The sequence below is a fragment of the Verrucosispora sp. WMMD1129 genome (assembly GCF_029581255.1).
In the GTDB taxonomy this organism is placed as follows: domain Bacteria; phylum Actinomycetota; class Actinomycetes; order Mycobacteriales; family Micromonosporaceae; genus Micromonospora; species Micromonospora sediminimaris.
Map to the genome: position 1 here is coordinate 1,977,832 of NZ_CP120741.1, position 16,831 is coordinate 1,994,662.

At 69.0% G+C, this 16,831-nt stretch carries 6 protein-coding genes; 3 read left to right on the plus strand and 3 right to left on the minus strand.

The window, feature by feature from the left end:
- Positions 1–545: 545 nt before the first annotated feature.
- Both O7624_RS09010 and O7624_RS09015 read right to left on the minus strand, forming a co-directional pair.
- A complete protein-coding gene (locus O7624_RS09010; protein WP_282239673.1) occupies positions 546–1,220 on the minus strand; it encodes a hypothetical protein in 675 nt (224 codons plus the stop codon).
- A 21-nt stretch (positions 1,221–1,241) separates the two neighbouring features.
- The gene (locus O7624_RS09015) at positions 1,242–8,996 is read right to left on the minus strand and encodes a ricin-type beta-trefoil lectin domain protein (protein WP_282239674.1); all 7,755 of its coding nucleotides are present in this window, start codon (positions 8,994–8,996) and stop codon (positions 1,242–1,244) included.
- Between the two features lie 446 nt (positions 8,997–9,442).
- Between O7624_RS09015 and O7624_RS09020 the strand changes: the two genes are divergently transcribed.
- Complete coding sequence (locus O7624_RS09020) at positions 9,443–12,631, plus strand: DNRLRE domain-containing protein (RefSeq protein WP_282239675.1); 3,189 nt, start codon at positions 9,443–9,445, stop codon at positions 12,629–12,631.
- A 177-nt stretch (positions 12,632–12,808) separates the two neighbouring features.
- Positions 12,809–13,648: a YhjD/YihY/BrkB family envelope integrity protein gene (locus O7624_RS09025; RefSeq protein ID WP_282239676.1), complete on the plus strand. Its 840-nt coding sequence runs from the start codon at positions 12,809–12,811 to the stop codon at positions 13,646–13,648.
- Between the two features lie 56 nt (positions 13,649–13,704).
- Here O7624_RS09025 and O7624_RS09030 read toward each other — a convergent pair whose 3' ends face one another.
- Complete coding sequence (locus tag O7624_RS09030) at positions 13,705–15,006, minus strand: IS256 family transposase (protein WP_282236516.1); 1,302 nt, start codon at positions 15,004–15,006, stop codon at positions 13,705–13,707.
- Positions 15,007–15,192: 186 nt separating this feature from the next.
- On the opposite strand from O7624_RS09030, the gene O7624_RS09035 reads away from it, so the two are divergent.
- Positions 15,193–16,791 carry an NAD(P)/FAD-dependent oxidoreductase gene (locus tag O7624_RS09035; protein WP_282239677.1) on the plus strand — a complete coding sequence of 533 codons (1,599 nt, stop codon included), beginning with the start codon at positions 15,193–15,195 and terminating at the stop codon, positions 16,789–16,791.
- The last annotated feature ends 40 nt before the right edge of the window (positions 16,792–16,831 follow it).

A 16,831-nucleotide genomic window follows, 5' to 3' on the forward strand; every position in this document is an offset into this window, starting at 1 on the left:
GGCTCAGATCAAGGGGTGCTCGCGCTCGCCCCCTCTCCAGCGAACAACTGGCCCAGGCGCGAACGACGACCCGTGGGTGGCGCGAGCGTACGTAGCGGCCCTTGGGCCGCTAGGCGTCGCCCTGCGAACGCCCTACGGGCGGCCCTGGACCCCGGAGACCACTACGGCGCCAGCCGCCGACACCACCTGACGGCGCCCACCCGCCACCGCGCCACTCAGCCGCCCGCCCGTCGACCAGAACGCCCAGCGGCACGCTGAAGACAGAGGACGAGGGCGACGGAATACACAGGGGCCGCGGAGCGCACCAGAGGCCGTGGGAAGCGGGCTGGTCCAAATCTGCTCTACCGACGCCGCACCGCTACGCGGCACGCCACCACGTATCCCGTCTCCCTCGCCTCGGGAATCTGATCGGCGAGCAGCCTATCGAAGCATTTAGGCGCATTGCAGGTGCCTGATGGCAACCCGGGGAGTTAGTGGCACACTTGCAAAAACGATCGATCTTCTCCGTCATGCGACGGCAGCTTCACAACCAGGATCCTCACCGCTCAAGATGGCCACAGCCCGAGGCTCGCCTCGCGATCGGGAATACCCGAATATACGATGGCGACCACGTCGTCCAGCTGGCCGGAGATGAGGCTAATACCCCGACCGACGAAGACGATTTGCCCGTCGTTCATCAGCCAACTATCGGAAATTCCGGAAATACCAGGAAAGGGAACCATCGCCGAGAGATCGAGCGAGGAAACCTCGGACCCTTTAAACCTCCGTATCTCGTTGGCCATGCTTCGGATCTCGTTCTCGAGCGCCAACGACTCGATCCATCCCTCCACTGACCCGTAAAGAGGAACGAATTCGACGTCTCCTACACCAAAAGCACCATCAGGCCCAAGTAGGAAATCGTAAAAGACAGAGAACCGAGCAGGGCCCGCCTCGATGTATCCGCCGTCCGACCAATGGCCAACGAGCAGATCAGGGCCAAGGTACTTTGGTCCGCCGTTATACAAAACCGACGGTGGCAGATACAGATCGCCCCAGCGACGCTCGTAATCGATAGCCTGCTGAACGAGGGTCCGGTCGAGCCCTTGCTTGATCCACTGCTCTGCAGATCGCCGCGCCCGACTACTAGGCATCCTTTGTCCGTGCGCCCGCACGAATGATAGGGCGCGCCGCGATAAAACACCTGCCGGTAAATCCATCGCGACACACCCTTCACTCTCCAACGAACGTAGCCTACCTCATCATCACCACGTTCCGAACAACCGGTTGATCATAGGTTGACAATAGTCCTTGCAGGGATCTACAAGCTCTCCTGAGTTCACCTTCAGCGTCCGGAATGTTCCCCCGAATATCTCATCCCTAGCCTTCTGGGCCTCGTTGAGCGCACAGACCTCGGAGCAGCCGGTATGACGCCCACGCAGCACATCATCCAAAACCGAACCTGACTCGATATCCACACCCCCAGGGGTGGTTCGGCCATAATAGCGCTTGCCATTGGGCGAGGTGTATTCGGTGACAAATCGCGGCGCATTCGTCCCAAGATTCGCTTGCCGATAATCCTCTAAGGTGGAGCCTTCTGGCGCCGGCCCCGGCTCGGGACCGCAGTTGTGTACAAGCACCGGCGCGGTTCCGGCCACCACATGGTACGTGTGGGTGTTGGCGACTGTGAGGTTGTGGACGGTGGCGCGAGGAACGCTCCAGCGGTCGATGGCGGTGATCTGGACGTAGGTGCCGGCGCTGGTTTGGAGCCACTGTCCGGGCTGGAGGTCGGTGGCGTCGATCCACTCGCCCAGCTCGGGTACCCAGAAGGGGTGGCCGTCGGTGGCGGTGACCTCGGCGGTTTCGCTGCCCTGGTCGCCGTCGGTGTCGATGACGACCTTCACCAGGTCCTTGACGCCGTCGCCGGTGATCGTGGCGGTGACCGTGTCCACCTCGGTACGACCGGTCTCCGGATCGGTGACCACCACCTCGTCGCCCGGTTCGACGTCCTCGATCGCTTTGGTCGAGTCGTCGGCCATGAGCACCCGCGTGCCCGGCACGAAGCTGTTGCGGATGGGGCAGGATTCACCACCCGACGAACCGCCATCGTTGCCGCTGGAGCCGCCGTTGCTGCGGTTGGAGGCGCCTGAGGAGCCGCCCGGCTTCGAGTCGCCCTTGCCGCTGCCTCCGCCGCCGCCCTTGCCGCCGGCGCCGCCGGAGGCTGCCGACGAGCCCTTCGGGTTGGACTTTGCCTGGGCTTCCTTCTGCGGGCCGTTACCCGTCTTTTTGGCCGACTGGGTCGCCTTGTTGCTCGTCGAGTTGACCTTGTCGGCGGCCTTCTTCTTCGCTGCCTGGGCGGCCTTCTTGGCCCGTTCGATGGCGAGCTTCTTCGCCTGCAACGCGGCGGCCTCGGCAGCCCGTGCCGCCGCCAGCACCGCCTCGGCGGCCCGTTTCGCCGCCTGCCATGCCTGGATCGCGTTGATCGTACGGTTGACCGCCCGGATCACCGCTGGGATCTTGGCGACCTTGGTCCAGGGAATCGCGTTGAGGATGAGGCTGCCACACGCCCACATGTCACCGCCGAAGCAGTTCAGGGCGTCGTTGATGCCGATGAACTCCTTGAGGATGTACCACGCCGAATCCAGGATCACCGAGATCAGCGAGCGGCCCATGTTGGCCTGTGCCTGAGCGATCATCGCCGACGACAGACCGGCACCGGCCAGCGCCGCCGCCGTCTCCGACGCGGTCAACGCCACCGACAGACCTGACGGGTCGGAGTGGGTGACCGGGTTGTTGTGGGCGTACGTGAAGCCGTTGTTCTGCACCGGGTCGGTCAGGTCCAGCACCGGGTCCGCGGAGAGGAACCGACCCACCTCCGGGTCGTACAGCCGGGCACCCAACGGCACGAAGCCCGAGGTGTCGTCGCGGACCGCACCGAGGAAGCCCCGGTTGGTCTGGATATTGGCCGGCGTGTCGGCGATCCGCTGGTTGCCGAACGGATCCTGCTTACGGATCCGGATCTGCATATCGTTGGCGAGGGCCACCTCGGCGGACGGGCTGCCCTGATGGTCGCTGGCGACGGCCACGAGGTTGGATCCGGTGCTGGTGCCGTAGGCGTACCGCGTCACCATCCCACCCGGCGTGGCGTAGCTGCGCTGGGTGTTGAGCAGCATCCCGCCGCTCTGCACCGAGACCTGGGCCTCGCCGAGGTCGAGGGTGGCCTGCTGACCCTGGATCTTCAGCAGGCGGGTGCCGCCCGGCCCGTAGATGTGCCGCGTCTCGTCCTGCGCCTCCCACAACTGCTCGGAAGCACCACCGGCGCAGGCCGCGAGCACGATCGGCGTGGAGTCGGCGATGGCGGCGTCCTGCACCGCCAGGCACAGGCCGGAGGCGGGATGCTTCAACTGCCCCGTCGACAGCCGCTCCAGCTGCTGCGCCGCCGTGCCGTCACACCGTTGCAGGCGCAACGCCGACCCGGCGGTGGTGCCGGCCGGCTGGGCGCACCAGGAGTCGAAAATCGACAGGGTGCCCAGGTTCGCGTTGGTCTGCTCCGGTGCCGGGACGAAGGCCCACTTCTGCGCGATTGTCGCGTTGCACGTGTACAGCTGGATGGGTCGGTTCGGCTCGGCCAGGCTGGAACTCAGGTCGATGCACTTGCTCGCCAGGCCCATGTACGAGGTGCGGCCCTTGGTGCCGGAGCCGGTGATCCGCTCGACCTGGCCGTCGTACGTCCAGGACAGCTCCTGCTGGTCCCCGTTGCGGGTGGAGGTGACCGACTTCGTCTCCCCGGTCAGCTCGTACAGCCGCTTCGCCTCGGAGACGATGGCCGCGCCCTGCGGGGTGGTGTAGGTCTTGGTGACGGCGTCGAGGGTGCGCGGCTGGTCGCCCTCCTCGGTGCCGTGGCCGTACCCGTAGGTGGTCTCGATCGGGCCGGTGGAGGTGCGGCCGGTCAGGTCGCGCTCGACCAGCTTGGTCCGGTTGCCGAGCAGGTCGTACTCGTACTCCTGCCAGTAGCCGGTGCCGTCGACCCCCGCCGCCGCGTTCGGGGCCGTCGCAGTGCCCGGACCGGCGCTGCACGACGCCTGGTCCTGCGACGTCCAGGCGTTGCGGAGCTGGCCGAGCGGGTCGTAGGTGAAGCACTGCCGTTCGGCGATGGTGGTGACGTGTTCCCGGATCGAGGTGACGTTGCCGGCGTCGTCGTAGCCGTAGGAACGGTTCGAGACGAGGTGGTTGCCGGTGACCTCGCGGAACACCTGCTGCCGGGTGAGGGCGCCGCTGGCGTCGTCGTACGAGGCCATGGTCCACACCCGGTACGGGTGCGCGCCCAGCGTCGAGCGCAGCACCTGCCCGTACGGCGAGTAGACCGTTTCCGAGCCGTACCAGTCCTTGCCGGACACCGACAGCGGCAGGCCGTCCCTGGTGTACCGGACCAGCAGCTTCTCGCTGGGCAGCGAGCCGACCGCCGGCAGCGTCGCCGACTCGGTCAGACCGGTGCCGGTGTACGTGTAGTCGTAGCGGTACTCCCGGTTCAGACCCCAGGTGGTGGCGATCGACTCGGGGAGCGTCAGCGTGGTCGAGGTCGGCTGGTAGTCCTCGGTGTAGCCGCCGACCGACTGGGTGTACGGCAGGCCGTCGGTGTACCGGGTCGACGTCGCCGGCAGACCCTTACCGCCGGCCACCGTGTCGTAGGTGTACTCGGCAAGCAGTTCACCGCCGCTGCCACCAAGCCGCTGCTGGGTGGGGCGGGACAGCTCGTCGTACCCGTTCCACACCGTGATGCCACGGGCGTTGGTGGTGGTCAGCGGCCGGTCCCGGTGGTCGTACGTCATGGTGGTGGCGCCGGTGTCCGGGTCGGTGGTCCGGGTCAGCCGGCCGCGCTGGTCGTACGTCCAGGTCCACGGGACCGGGTTCGCCGAGTGGGTGGCCTCGGCGAGCTGCCCCCGCGCGTCGTACTCGTAGCGCATGGAGGTGAAGTCGGTGCGGGCGGCGTCGCGGAAGGTGTCGACCCGCGTGGTCCGGCCGAGGCCGTCGGTGTGGAGGCGGTACGAGGCCGCGCCCGCCGGGTTGATCACTGTGGAGTGGTCGAGGCCGTAGCTGTACCTGGTGGCGCGGCTCGGGTACTCCGTGCCGTTGAGCAGCGGCAGTTCCTCGACCACCCGGCCGAGGCCGTCGTAGGTGTACCGGGTGGCGTTGGGCACCACCGTGTCCGACTCGGGCGTGAAGAGCCGGCCGATCGGCGAACCCTCGGCGAGGTAGGCGTTGTTGGTCTGCCAGACCTCGCCGGCCGAGTTGTAGAGCGTGTCGGTGATCAGCCGTCCGCCACCGGTCGCCTCCACCTGGGACTGCCGTTCCCGGCCGAGTCCGTCGTAGATGGTGACCGAGGTCTGGATCCGGTCCTCGTGGCCCCGGGCGAAGGTGGTGACGTACGGCGGCTTGCGGATGCTCTCGCCGGGGTTCTCCGGGTCGGGCACGATCGCCGGGAGGGCGTACTCGGCGCGGAAGTCGGGCACCAGCGCCGGCGACGGGGTACGCCCCGCGCCCCACGCCTCGACGAGGCGGCCGAGGGCGTCGTACTCCGCGTGGCTGACCTGGTTGTTCGGGTCGGTGGTCTTCAGGGTGACCGCGCGGCCCGGATCCAGTTCCCGGGTCTGCTTGTGCCCGAGGGAGTTCTCCTCGCTCACCGCGTACGCCTGGCCGCTGGCCGGAGTGTAGGTGATCCGGGAGACCTTGTTGTCCGGGTCGGTGCGGGTCAGCACCCGGCCGATGGCGTCGAAGGTGGTGGTGCCGTCGTTCTGGAAGCCGGAGCCGTCCGCCTTCAGCGACCAGGTCTGGGTGGCCAGACCCCGGGTGTTGCTCGGCAGGGCGGCACCGTAGGCGGCGCCGTCGTAGCCGACCCGACCGGCAGAGGAGAGCGTCGTCAGGTCGTCGAAGTCCGCGGCGGCACACGTCGTCGGGCTGCTGCGGATCTGTCTGGTGAGGCCGATGAGGTTCTTGTCGGTGCGGTGCGCGTACTCGACGAACGTGCAGGACTCGTCACCGGATTTGCCGGTGTCACCGAGTGACTCGATCCGCTCCGGCAGGCCGTGGGTGCTCTCGTAGGTGGTCTTGGTTTCCACCGTGCGCAGCGTTCGGGTGTCGTCGCCGGTGCCGGAGGACCGGGACACCGCCTTCTGCCGCGTGTCGGTGACCCGCCACGCCTTCAACGGGTCGAGCCCGTCGTCCCGGTCACGGGAGGCGAGTTCAGTCGCCGTGGGGTAGGTGACGCTGCGGGTGAGCCAGTTGGCGTCGGGGTCGCTGGCCTTGGCGTACGTCAACTCCTCGGCGACCCGGCCGGCGAACGGCTCCCGGTCCTTGGCGATCTCCTCGCCGGTGCCCACGTTGTCCCTCACGGACACGCTGTCGCCCATGCCCCGGAAGTAGCGGGTGACCGACTTGGTCTGCTCGCTGCCCAGCTCCGCGATAGGCGGCCCGGTGAGGACGGTGACCTGCTCGAAGCCGGCGAACTGGGAGTAGGTGCGGCGGGACTTCTTGCTGAACTCCGGCTCGGCGAGCCGCCAGCCGGCGTTGTCGTACGCGTACGTGGTGAGGGTGGAGGAGGCGGCGCCGTCGATGGCGGGCAGTTCCTCGACGGACTCCACCACGTACTTGTGGAACCAGTCGATGACGTCGTCCTTGGCCGGATCCGGGTGCCAGAAGTTGGGGAAGCAGAGCCGGGTGTTGGACTTCAGCTCGGCGGTGTCGTCCTTGCCGGGCAGGCCGGAGCCGGTGGCGCAGGAGCCGGTGGGTTGCTTGTAGGTGACGACCGTCTCGCCGCCATACTCGTTGATCACCCGCGCGATGCGCAGCCGGGAGAAGCTGGGGCGGTTGTCGTTGCGCACCCGGTTGGGCATGTCCTCCGGGTTGTGGGCGAACCGCACCGGGTTGAGCGCGACCTTGTCGCCGTCGACGCCGTACCCGGTCCGCTGGATCGACTCCAGCCAGAGCGCGGTGTTGGGGCCGGTCAGCAGGGTCGGGAAGGACTGGGTGAGCTGGTACTCGTCGACCTTCTGCAAGCTGGTGGAGCCGCTGCGCCGCTGCGCCCAGGTAGTGATCTTGTCGAGGCGCTTGCGGGTGAAGAACGACGGTGAGGCGTTCCAGCACTTCCGGCCCGAGATGCAGTTCAGGTCGGCCGGGGTGTCGTACCAGATGCGGTAGTCGTGCGGGATCTGGCTGTTGAAGTTCGACTCGGAGCAGGTCTGGGAGCCCTCGGCGAAGCAGCGCTCCGCCACGTCGAAGCTGACCCGGGCCAGCGGTGCGGTGCCGTAGACGTTGTTGCTGCGCTGCCCGTAGTCGATGCGGGTCAGGTAGCCGCCACGGTCGTACTTCACCGGGGACTTGAAGTTGAAGTTCCGCGCGTAGCGGTTCTCCTCCTTGGCCCACCACAGGCTCATCACGTTGCCGTGGATGTCCTCGACGTAGTCCAGCGACCACCGCCACGCCTGGGTGCAGGCCGAGTCGGCCCAGTCGCCGGCCTGGTAGCAGTCCTCACCGGCGTGGTTGCCGTAGACCGGTGCGGTAAGCACCGAGTTGGTGACCGGCTGACCCGCGGTCCAGCCGGGCAGCCGGTGCCGGCCGAAGTGGTAGCGGGTGCCGTCCCTGGTGGTGACCACCCAGTACTCACCGTCGGCGTCGCCGTTGTCCAGGCCGGTGTCCTTGAGCAGCTGCACCTTTGACCCGTCGCCGTTGGCGGTGGTCCAGGTCCCGGTGCTGTCGTCCCGGACCAGCTCGGTGGTCATCCCGCCGAGGGAGAGGGTGGCGTTCTTCGACCCCCAGCAGAGGTCCGCGGTCCGGTGTTCGCTGTTGTTCGAGCCGGGCTTCTTGGAGTCCTGCCGGCAGTTGACGTAGGTGCGGGTGATCGCGCCGGCCGCGTAGTCCCAGCCGTCGCCGATCCAGGAAGCCTGGTTGTTGGTGGCCGAGGTACGCCCGTCCACCGACTGCGACGAGTACGACAGCGCCACCTTCGGCATGAGGCCACCGGCCGTCTCGGGCACCTGCACCTGGTACGAGTAGGTGAACGCGCCCGAGGAGGAACCCGCCGCCCACGATCCGGAGAACAGCAGCGGGGTGGCGGTGAAGTCGCCGGCAGCCGACGCGCCGGTGTCGAGTACCCCGACGACGTTGGCGTCCGCCGCGCTGGACTGGGCCCCGAACGCGGATCGGCCGGCGACCGCGCTGTCGGTCCCGACCAGCGACCCGACCGGCACGCTGCCGGTGACGATCCGGCGGTCGCCGGCCCCCTCGTCGACGCCCGCGATCGCGGCGCTGCGGGCCGACGCCCCGGCGACCGGGAGGATTTCCACCTCGCTGGAGACGACCTGGCCGGTGACACCGGCCGGTTCGGTGGACTGGACGCCCGCGCCACCGTCGGCGCAGTCGCCGCCGTCCGGGTCGTCGAAGACGCAGTCCGGCAGTAGGACGACGCCGAACCGGTCGGCGGCCTGTGGGCCGTAGAAGTCGGCGAAGGGCGTGTAGTCGACGCTGAGGGCGACCTCGGCCGTGGGGTCCGCGGTGGCCGGCGGAGTGATCTTCATGATCAGGCCGGCGACCCCCACGTCGTGCGACGCCTCGGGGGCGGCCAGATCCACCGCCCAGGTGCCGGCGAGGGCGGCAGGGTCACCGCCTTCCGGTACGCCGAGCGCGACCGGCAGGTCGTCGACCGGCAACGCCTCACCGGCGGCGACCCCGGTCAGGTCCACCGTGCCGCTGTCCTCGTCCCAGGCGTCCACCGCGGACGGCTCGTACGGGTCGAGCGGCTCCGGCTCGTCGGTGAGCAGGTCGGTCACGGCCTGCTCGTTGGGCGCGATCTGCTCCACCTCCGGGATCTCCGGAAGGTCGATCGCGCCACGGCTCATGCCCGGGCCCGGAACCGCGAAAGCCGGGGCGGGCAGGGCCGTGACCGTCATGGTCATGGACAGCGCCAGGATGAACGCCGTACGGGCGGGACGCCCCCGCCGCCGGGCCAGCAAACCGGTACCAGGCATGCGCGTCGACTCCCACCCAGGCGTGAAGACGAAAAGGAGGTTCGCGGAAGAACCGCGAGGACACGTGCCGGATCGGCACGTGCGTGAGCACTCTCCGTCAGGGCAGGTCCGAGCTCAAGGTTGCATAGAGTGATCTTCCATGTATGAATGTGATCCACGTCACGCCACTATTACCGCGCAGAGCCGCGAACCGGCGAGAGCCTAGCCAAGAAGCTAATTCGGCTATGTCCGACAAGCGACGTCGGCAAACCCACCCACACAAGATCGAATTCTGGCGTACCGGTCAATGATCAGAAAGTGAACATCACGAATCGGTAACGTTGACGGGATAGACGAGATGCCCTGGTGACGTGCGATCGTGTGCCCGCGTTTCTGCCCCTCGGCCCGGCTGACGGGGCGGGTTTCGCGTTCCTTCCTGTCCGCCCGGCCCACGGGAGTAGACCGCCGTGACAGCGCCTCGCCTGCTCAGCCCGTTCATGCGTACGCGCACCCGGCTGATCTGCACCATGGGTCTCCTGCTGGTCGCCGTCATCGCGGCCTCCCTGCCGTGGTGGCCGGGAATCGACCGAGGCGACAGTCGGCCGGAGGTCGTCACCGAGGCCGCCCCGGCGTCGAAGCCACCGCGCGACGAGGCGACCGCGATGGCCGAGGCGCTCCGCACGGGTACCGAGGTGCTCGTCGAGACCGCGACCACGGCCACGTCGCTCACCTGGGCGTTGCCGGCCGGGCAGTGGCGTACCACCACCCACGCCGTCCCCCAGCGGGCCAAGGACGCCACCGGGCAGTGGGCGCCGATCGACCTCACCCTGACCCACGATGCCGACGCACCTGACGGCCTCGGCGTCCGCCCGGTCAACCCGCCCACCCCGGTGCGGTTCTTCGGCGGCGCGACGCGACCCGACGCCACGCCGTCCAGGAGCCCTTCCGCCCAGTCGATGCGCCTGGTCGCCCGTACCGAAGTGGACACACCCCTCGCCCAGGTCGAAATCGACGGTCACACCGTCACCTACCTGTGGCCCGGTGAGCTGCCGGAGCCGGTGCTCGACGGCCCGCGCCTGCTCTATCCCGAGGTTCGGACCGGTGTCGATCTGCTGATGGTCGCCCGCGACGAGGGCGGATTCGGGCAGCTGCTGATCGTCAAGAACCGGGACAGCGCCACCATCGAGGCGGTCCGGTCCCTCACCTACGGCCTGCGATCCCCGACGGCGATCTTCCGCCACGACCAGGAGACCGGCGGCGTGCAGATCCTCGACGCCGCGAGCCAGGTCGAGATCGGCTCGATGCCCACCCCGTTCGCCTGGGACTCCGCCGGCCAGGACCCGGCGTCGCCCCAGCCGGCGCTACGCACCGCCGTCGCCACCACCGCCGACGTGCTGAACCTCTCCGGGCTGAACGGGGTCGAGGCGGGCGCCCGGCACGCTCCGATGCCGACCAGCCTCGACGGCGACGGCAGCGGTGAAGTACGACTGCGCCTGGACGTCGCCGCCACCGGCCTGCTCACCGACGCGGACGCGATGTTTCCGCTCTTCCTCGACCCGACGTTGCGCAGCGGCACGCTGGCCTGGGCGACGGTCTACAAGCAGCACCCGAGCACCAACACCTGGAACGGGACGAACTTCAACTCCGGCAGCACCGACGCCCGGGTCGGTTACGAGGAGCGGACTCCGCTGACCGCCCGCTCCTTCTGGCGGATGGGCTTCAAGAGCAGCATGAAGGGTGCGACGGTCAGCTCGGCCACGTTCAAGGTGTTCAACAACCACTCCTGGAACTGCACCGCGCGCCAGATGGAGGTGTGGCGCACCGGCTCGATCTCCTCCGCCACCACCTGGAAGAAGCAGCCGAGCTGGGTCGAGGTGCAGCAGAAGAAGTCGTTCGCCTTCGGCTACGGAAGCAGCTGCGCCGACGACTACGTCAGCTTCGACGTGAAGAAGATCGCCCAGAACGGCGCCGACGGCGGCTGGTCGAACGTGACCCTCGGCATGCAGGCGACAAGTGAAGGCGACACGCTGACCTGGCGCAGGTTCAAGGTCAGCAGCACCGAGCTGACGGTTGTCTACAACACGCCGCCGAAGGAACCGACGGGCGGCAAGAGCACGCCCGGCGGCACCTGCGTACCCGGCCCCGGCGGCGGTGTCACGGTCGCCAGGACCAATCTGACCCTGTACGCCAAGGCCACCGACCCGGACAACAACCTGAAGGCGCTCCGCTTCCGCTTCTGGAAGACCGGCTCGACCGTCCCGTCGGGCACCCTGGTCACCGCTCGCAGCGATGGCAGCGCGGAACTCCTGGTGCCGTCCAGCAGTCTGGAGGACAAGACCACCTACTCCTGGGACGTACGCGCCGAGGACGAGTCAAATGCCTCGTCGAGCTACTTCCCGCCCGGCACCGATCCCTGCCGACTGACCATCGACGCCTCGGCGCCCCCTGCCCCCACCGTGACGAGTGAGGTGTTCCCGGAGGCCACCCCCGACGGCGCGACCTGGGCAAGCGTGTCGTTCGGCGGAACCGGTGCGGTCACCTTCAGCGCCACGGGCGCGACCCGGTTCACCTACGCCTTCGAGGCCATCAACACCCAGTCCGTCGATGCCGTCAACGGCGCCGCCACGGTGCCGGACCTCGCACCACGGCACGCCGGTCCCACGACCCTGCACGTGTACGCCTACGACGCGGTCGGTAACCGCAGCGCCAGGACGGACTACGCCATCTACGTGCCGCCGCGCGCCGCCGGTGACGGCCCCGGCGACACCGGCGGCGACGGCATACCCGACCTGATCCTCGTTGACAACGAGGGCAAGCTGCGCACGTACGCGGGCGACCGCGAGCCCGAAGGGACCGGACCCAACAACGGCGAGTTGTACGGCTGGTTGTACTCCTCGTACGACAGCGCCGGCACGCTGAACCCGCCCGGCCACTGGTGGAACCCGACCACCGGCCAGGCCGCTCTGATCACCAAGCACTCCGACGCGTACCCGGGTGACGGCATCACCGACCTGTTCGCCCGTACCCCCGACGGCGGTTTCTGGCTCTATCCCGGTGACGGGTACGGCAGCTTCAACGTGGACCACCGGCTCCGCGTCATGCTCCCGGCCAACGCGCCGAACCCGTCGACCTGGACCCAGATCAAGGCGGTCGGCGACATCACCGGCGACAAACGGCCCGACCTGGCGCTACGCTCCGGCCCGGAGTTCTGGGTGCTGTCCGGGTACACCGGGGCCGCCTTTGCGGAGGCGACCCTGATGAACCACGACGCCTGGGCACGCCGCGATGTCGTCAACATCATCGACATCGACATCGACGGGACACCCGACCTGCTCTGGCGGAACCTGGACAACGGCAACATGTACGTCCGGCACGGTCTGCCCGGTGGGGTGTCCGGCAGCGTCAGCCTCGACTCGCTGAAGCTGGCCAACAACTCCCGCGACGGTGACGTTCGTTACGGCAATTCGTGGACCGAGGCGGCCATCGGCGTCGTCATCAGCATTCCCGACGTCAACCGCGACGGGGTGCCCGACATGTGGGTCCGGTACGAGTCGAACGGCAACATGCACATCTACCACCCGTCGAAGACCGACACAGGGCAATCGAAGAAGGTCGTCCTCTCCGCCGACTGGCGACTGTACCGGGCATTCGGCTGACCGAACCGAACGGCGACGGGCCTGAGCAGCCGCATCCCTGCCAGGCCCGTCGCCGGGCGCCTTCTCGCTACCTCACGACCCGGTCCACCGAACAGACCCGGCCGCTGATCCGTCGGCCGGGTGCGACCCGCGCAACGGGGACGGTTGCCGGCGGGGATGACGGGGAAATGAAGCGCGATGGGCGGTGCGTGGGAGCGGACGAGGCGGATCACCAGGGGTGCGTTCCGCCCGGTCCGTGGCCGGGATCTGTCGCTGCACGCCGCCGCGATCACGTTCTACGGTGCGATCGCCGTGGTGCCGGTGGCCCTGCTGGCGATCTGGCTCACCTCGCTGCTGGCGGGAGCGTCCCAGGTTCGGCGGCTCACCGGGTACGCCGTGGAGGCGCTGCCGGACGCGATCGGTGCGCCGCACGCGGTGGCCGCACTGGTCGAGGCGGGGGTCGGCCTGACGCCGTGGCTGGCGCTGGCCGCGCTGCTGCCGGCGTCGCTGTACGGCGAAGGGCTGCGCCGGGCGTTCGTCTCGGTCGCCGCGCCCCGCTCCGACGAACACCTGGTCGGCTGGCGTGGCCGGCTGTTGCTGCTGCCGCTGCTGGCCCCGGCCCCGGCGCTGCTGCTGTCGATCCTGCTGGCCCTGCCGACCACCACCGGGCTGGTCCGGCGCGGCGGATGGGCCGGGGCGCTCGGGGTGGTGCTGTCGTTCCTGGCGGTGTGGCTGGTGCTCACGCCGGTGCTGATGTGGGTGTTCCGGGTGGTCGGCCCGGCCTCGCCGGACTGGCTATCCACCCTGGCGATGGGCTCGTTCACCGCAGCTAACCTGTCCGGCTTCCTGCACGGTTTCGTGCTCTTCGCCTCGTTGCCACTCGACCTGGGCGTGCCCTTCGGCGGGCTGGACGAGGTCGGCGCCGCCGTGGCGATCCTGCTCTGGCTCTACCTGTTCCACGTGATCGTGCTGGCCGGCTACTCCGCCACCCTGGCCCTCTCCGCCTGGCGCACCCGCCGCCAACCCGCTCAATCATGACCCCGCCCCGCCCCCGGGGTCTGTCAAACGAACGGTGTAACTCGGGTTGTTGACGGCTACTTGCGGCCTGCGGACAGGCGTCCTTCGAAGGCGATGTCGAAGGCGTTGAGGGCTGGCTTCCAGCGGATGGTCCAGCGCCGGCGGCCCTGCCCGGTGGGGTCGAGGCTCATCACGGCCAGGTAGACGCATTTCAGCGCGGCGGCCTCGTTGGGGAAGTGGCCGCGGGCGCGGACGGCGCGGCGGATGCGGGCGTTGACGCTCTCGATGGCGTTGGTGGAGCAGACGACGGTGCGGATCTCGGCGTCGAAGGCCAGGAACGGCACGAACTCCGCCCACGCCTGCTCCCACAGCCGCACGATCGCCGGATACTTGCCGCCCCACGCCTCGGTGAACTCGGCGAACCGGGCCCTGGCAGCCGGCTCGGTGGGCGCGGTGTAGACCGGCCGCAGGGCTTTGGCGATGGCGTCCCAGTGCTGCCGGCCGGCATACCGGAACGAGGCACGCAGCAGATGGATCACGCAGGTCTGCACCACCGCTTCGGGCCACACCTCGCCGATCGCGTCGGGCAGCCCTTTGAGTCCGTCACAGACCACCATGCACGCGTCCGCGACACCGCGGTTCTTCAGCTCGGTGAGGACCTGCAGCCAGAACTTGGCGCCCTCACCGCCGTCACCGGCCCACAGCCCGAGGATGTCCCGGGTGCCGTCAACGGTGACGGCCAGGGCCAGGTAGATGGGCCGGTTGGCGACCTTCCCGTCACGGATCTTCACGTGCACCGCGTCCAGGAAGATCACCGGGTAGACCGGGTCCAAAGGCCGGTTCTGCCACTCGGTCATGCCCTCGACAACCTTGTCAGTGATCGTCGAGATCGTCTGCCGTGACACGTCGGCACCGTAGACCTCGGCGAGGTGGGCCTGGATCTCCCCGGTGGTCAGGCCCTTGGCGGACAGCGAGATGACCATGTCGTCCACACCGGACAACCGACGCTGCCGCTTGCGGACGATCTGCGGCGCGAACGACCCATCCCGGTCGCGCGGCACGTCAATCTCGACCGGGCCGACATCGGTGAGCACCGTCTTGGCCCGCACACCGTTGCGGGAGTTCCCGCCGTTCCTGCCCGCCGGCTCGCCCTTGTCATAGCCCAAGTGATCGGTGATTTCGCCCTCAAGCGCTGATTCCAGGACTCGCTTCGTGAGCTGCTGCAACAGACCGCCGTCGCCGGTCAGCTGCAGACCCGCCGCACGGGCCTGCTCCACGATCTGGGCGACGAGTTCCCCGTCGAGACCCTCCGCCGGTTGTCCCGGCCCGTTCTTCGCCACCGCGGCAGTATCCACGGCGGCCATCGATCCATCAGACATCAGGTGCTGCTCCTTGATCAGGAGTTACACCGTTCGTCTTACAGTCCCTCAACGACCCACCAACCACCCACACATCAAGCAGAAGAGCCTTTTGGTCGGCGATATGTCGCTTTGACACCTCTTGCCCGGGCAGAAAGTGCAAGATCGCGGGGGTGGGTGTGGGGTGGCAAGGGTTAGGGTGCGGGGATGGTGGGTGGTGAGGTGCCGGGGCGGGCCGACGTGGTGATCGTCGGGTCTGGGCACAACGGGTTGGTCTCCGCGATCCTGCTGGCCCGGACCGGGTTGGACGTGCTGGTGCTGGAGGCCGCCGAGGTGATCGGCGGGGCGACCCGCACCGAGAATCCGTTCCCCAAGGTGCCGGGGCTGCGTCATTCCACCGGGTCGTACCTGCTCGGGCTGATGCCGCCGGAGCTGCTGGCCGCGCTCGACGTCCGCATCCCGGTGCTGCGCCGCGACCCGCACTACTTCCTGCCCACCCCCGGCCGGGTCGGCTCGCCGTACCTGCTCTTCGGCACCGACACGGAGGCCACCCGGGCACAGCTCGCCGAATTCTTCTCCCCCGCCGACGCCGCCGCCGACGAGGCGTTGCAGGCCGAGCTGGCCGCGTTACGCGAGGACCTCGCCCCGGCCTGGTTGGCCGAGCCACTCAGCGTCGAGGAGACCGCCGAACGCCACGTCCGTCCCGCGCTGCGCCAGGTCTTCATCGACCTGGTACGCGGCTCCGTCGCCGACTACCTGGCCCGCTTCGACTTCCGCTCCGAGCTGCTGGTCAGCATGTACGCGGTCACCGACGGCCTGTCCGGGCTCAACGCCGGCCCCGACGACCCCGGCACCGGGCACAACTTCCTGGTGCACAACATGTGCCGGCTGCCCGGTTCGGGCGGCACCTGGATGATCGCCGAGGGCGGCATGGGCACCGTCTCGCGGATCTTCGCCGACGCGGCCCGGGCCTCCGGCGCCCGGATCGTCACCGGCGCACCGGTCGCCGCGATCACCCTCGACGGGGGCGCTGCCCGGGGCGTGGTGCTCGCCGACGGCCGCCAGGTCGACGCGGAGGTGGTGCTCGGCGCCTGCGACCCGTACCGGCTGATGGAGCTGCTGCCCGACGGAGCGCTGCCGACCACGCTCAGCGGGCGGATGGCGGCGCTCCGGCGCACCGGCAGCACCCTCAAGCTGAACCTGGCGCTGCGTGACCTGCCCCGCTTCTCCTGCCTGCCCGAGGACGCGCCGAGCCCGTTCGGCTCCACCATCCACCTGCTGCCCGGCTCGGCGACACTGGCCGGCGGCACCGGCGAGTCACCGATGGCGGCGCTGCGCGCCATGTGGGCGGACGTGCGGGCCGGCCGACTGCCGCAGGAGCCGACCATCGAGTGGTACCTGCACACGACCGTCGACCCGTCGCTGGCCGACCCGGCCGGGCACCACTCGTCGGCACTGTTCGTGCAGTCGGTGCCGTACGAGTTGGCCGGCACCACCTGGGACGCGGAGCTGCCCGGCTACGTCGACCGGCTGGTCGGGATCTGCGAGCGGTACGCCCCCGGCACCGGCGACCTGATCGCCGACGCGGTGCCGCTGCCGCCACCCGGCATCGAGGCGCACTTCGGCATCACCGGCGGGCACATCCACCACGTCGACAACACCGTCTCGTTCGCCGACCGGATGCCCTACGCCACCGGCGTGGACGGGGTGTACGCGGGCAGCGCCGGCTGTCACCCCGCCGGCAGCGTCATCGGTGCCGCCGGCCACAACGCCGCCCAGCGCATCCTCGCCGACCTCGGCCGGTAGGCGACGCGTCGGCATCCCCGGGCGGGGACGCCGAGGCGGA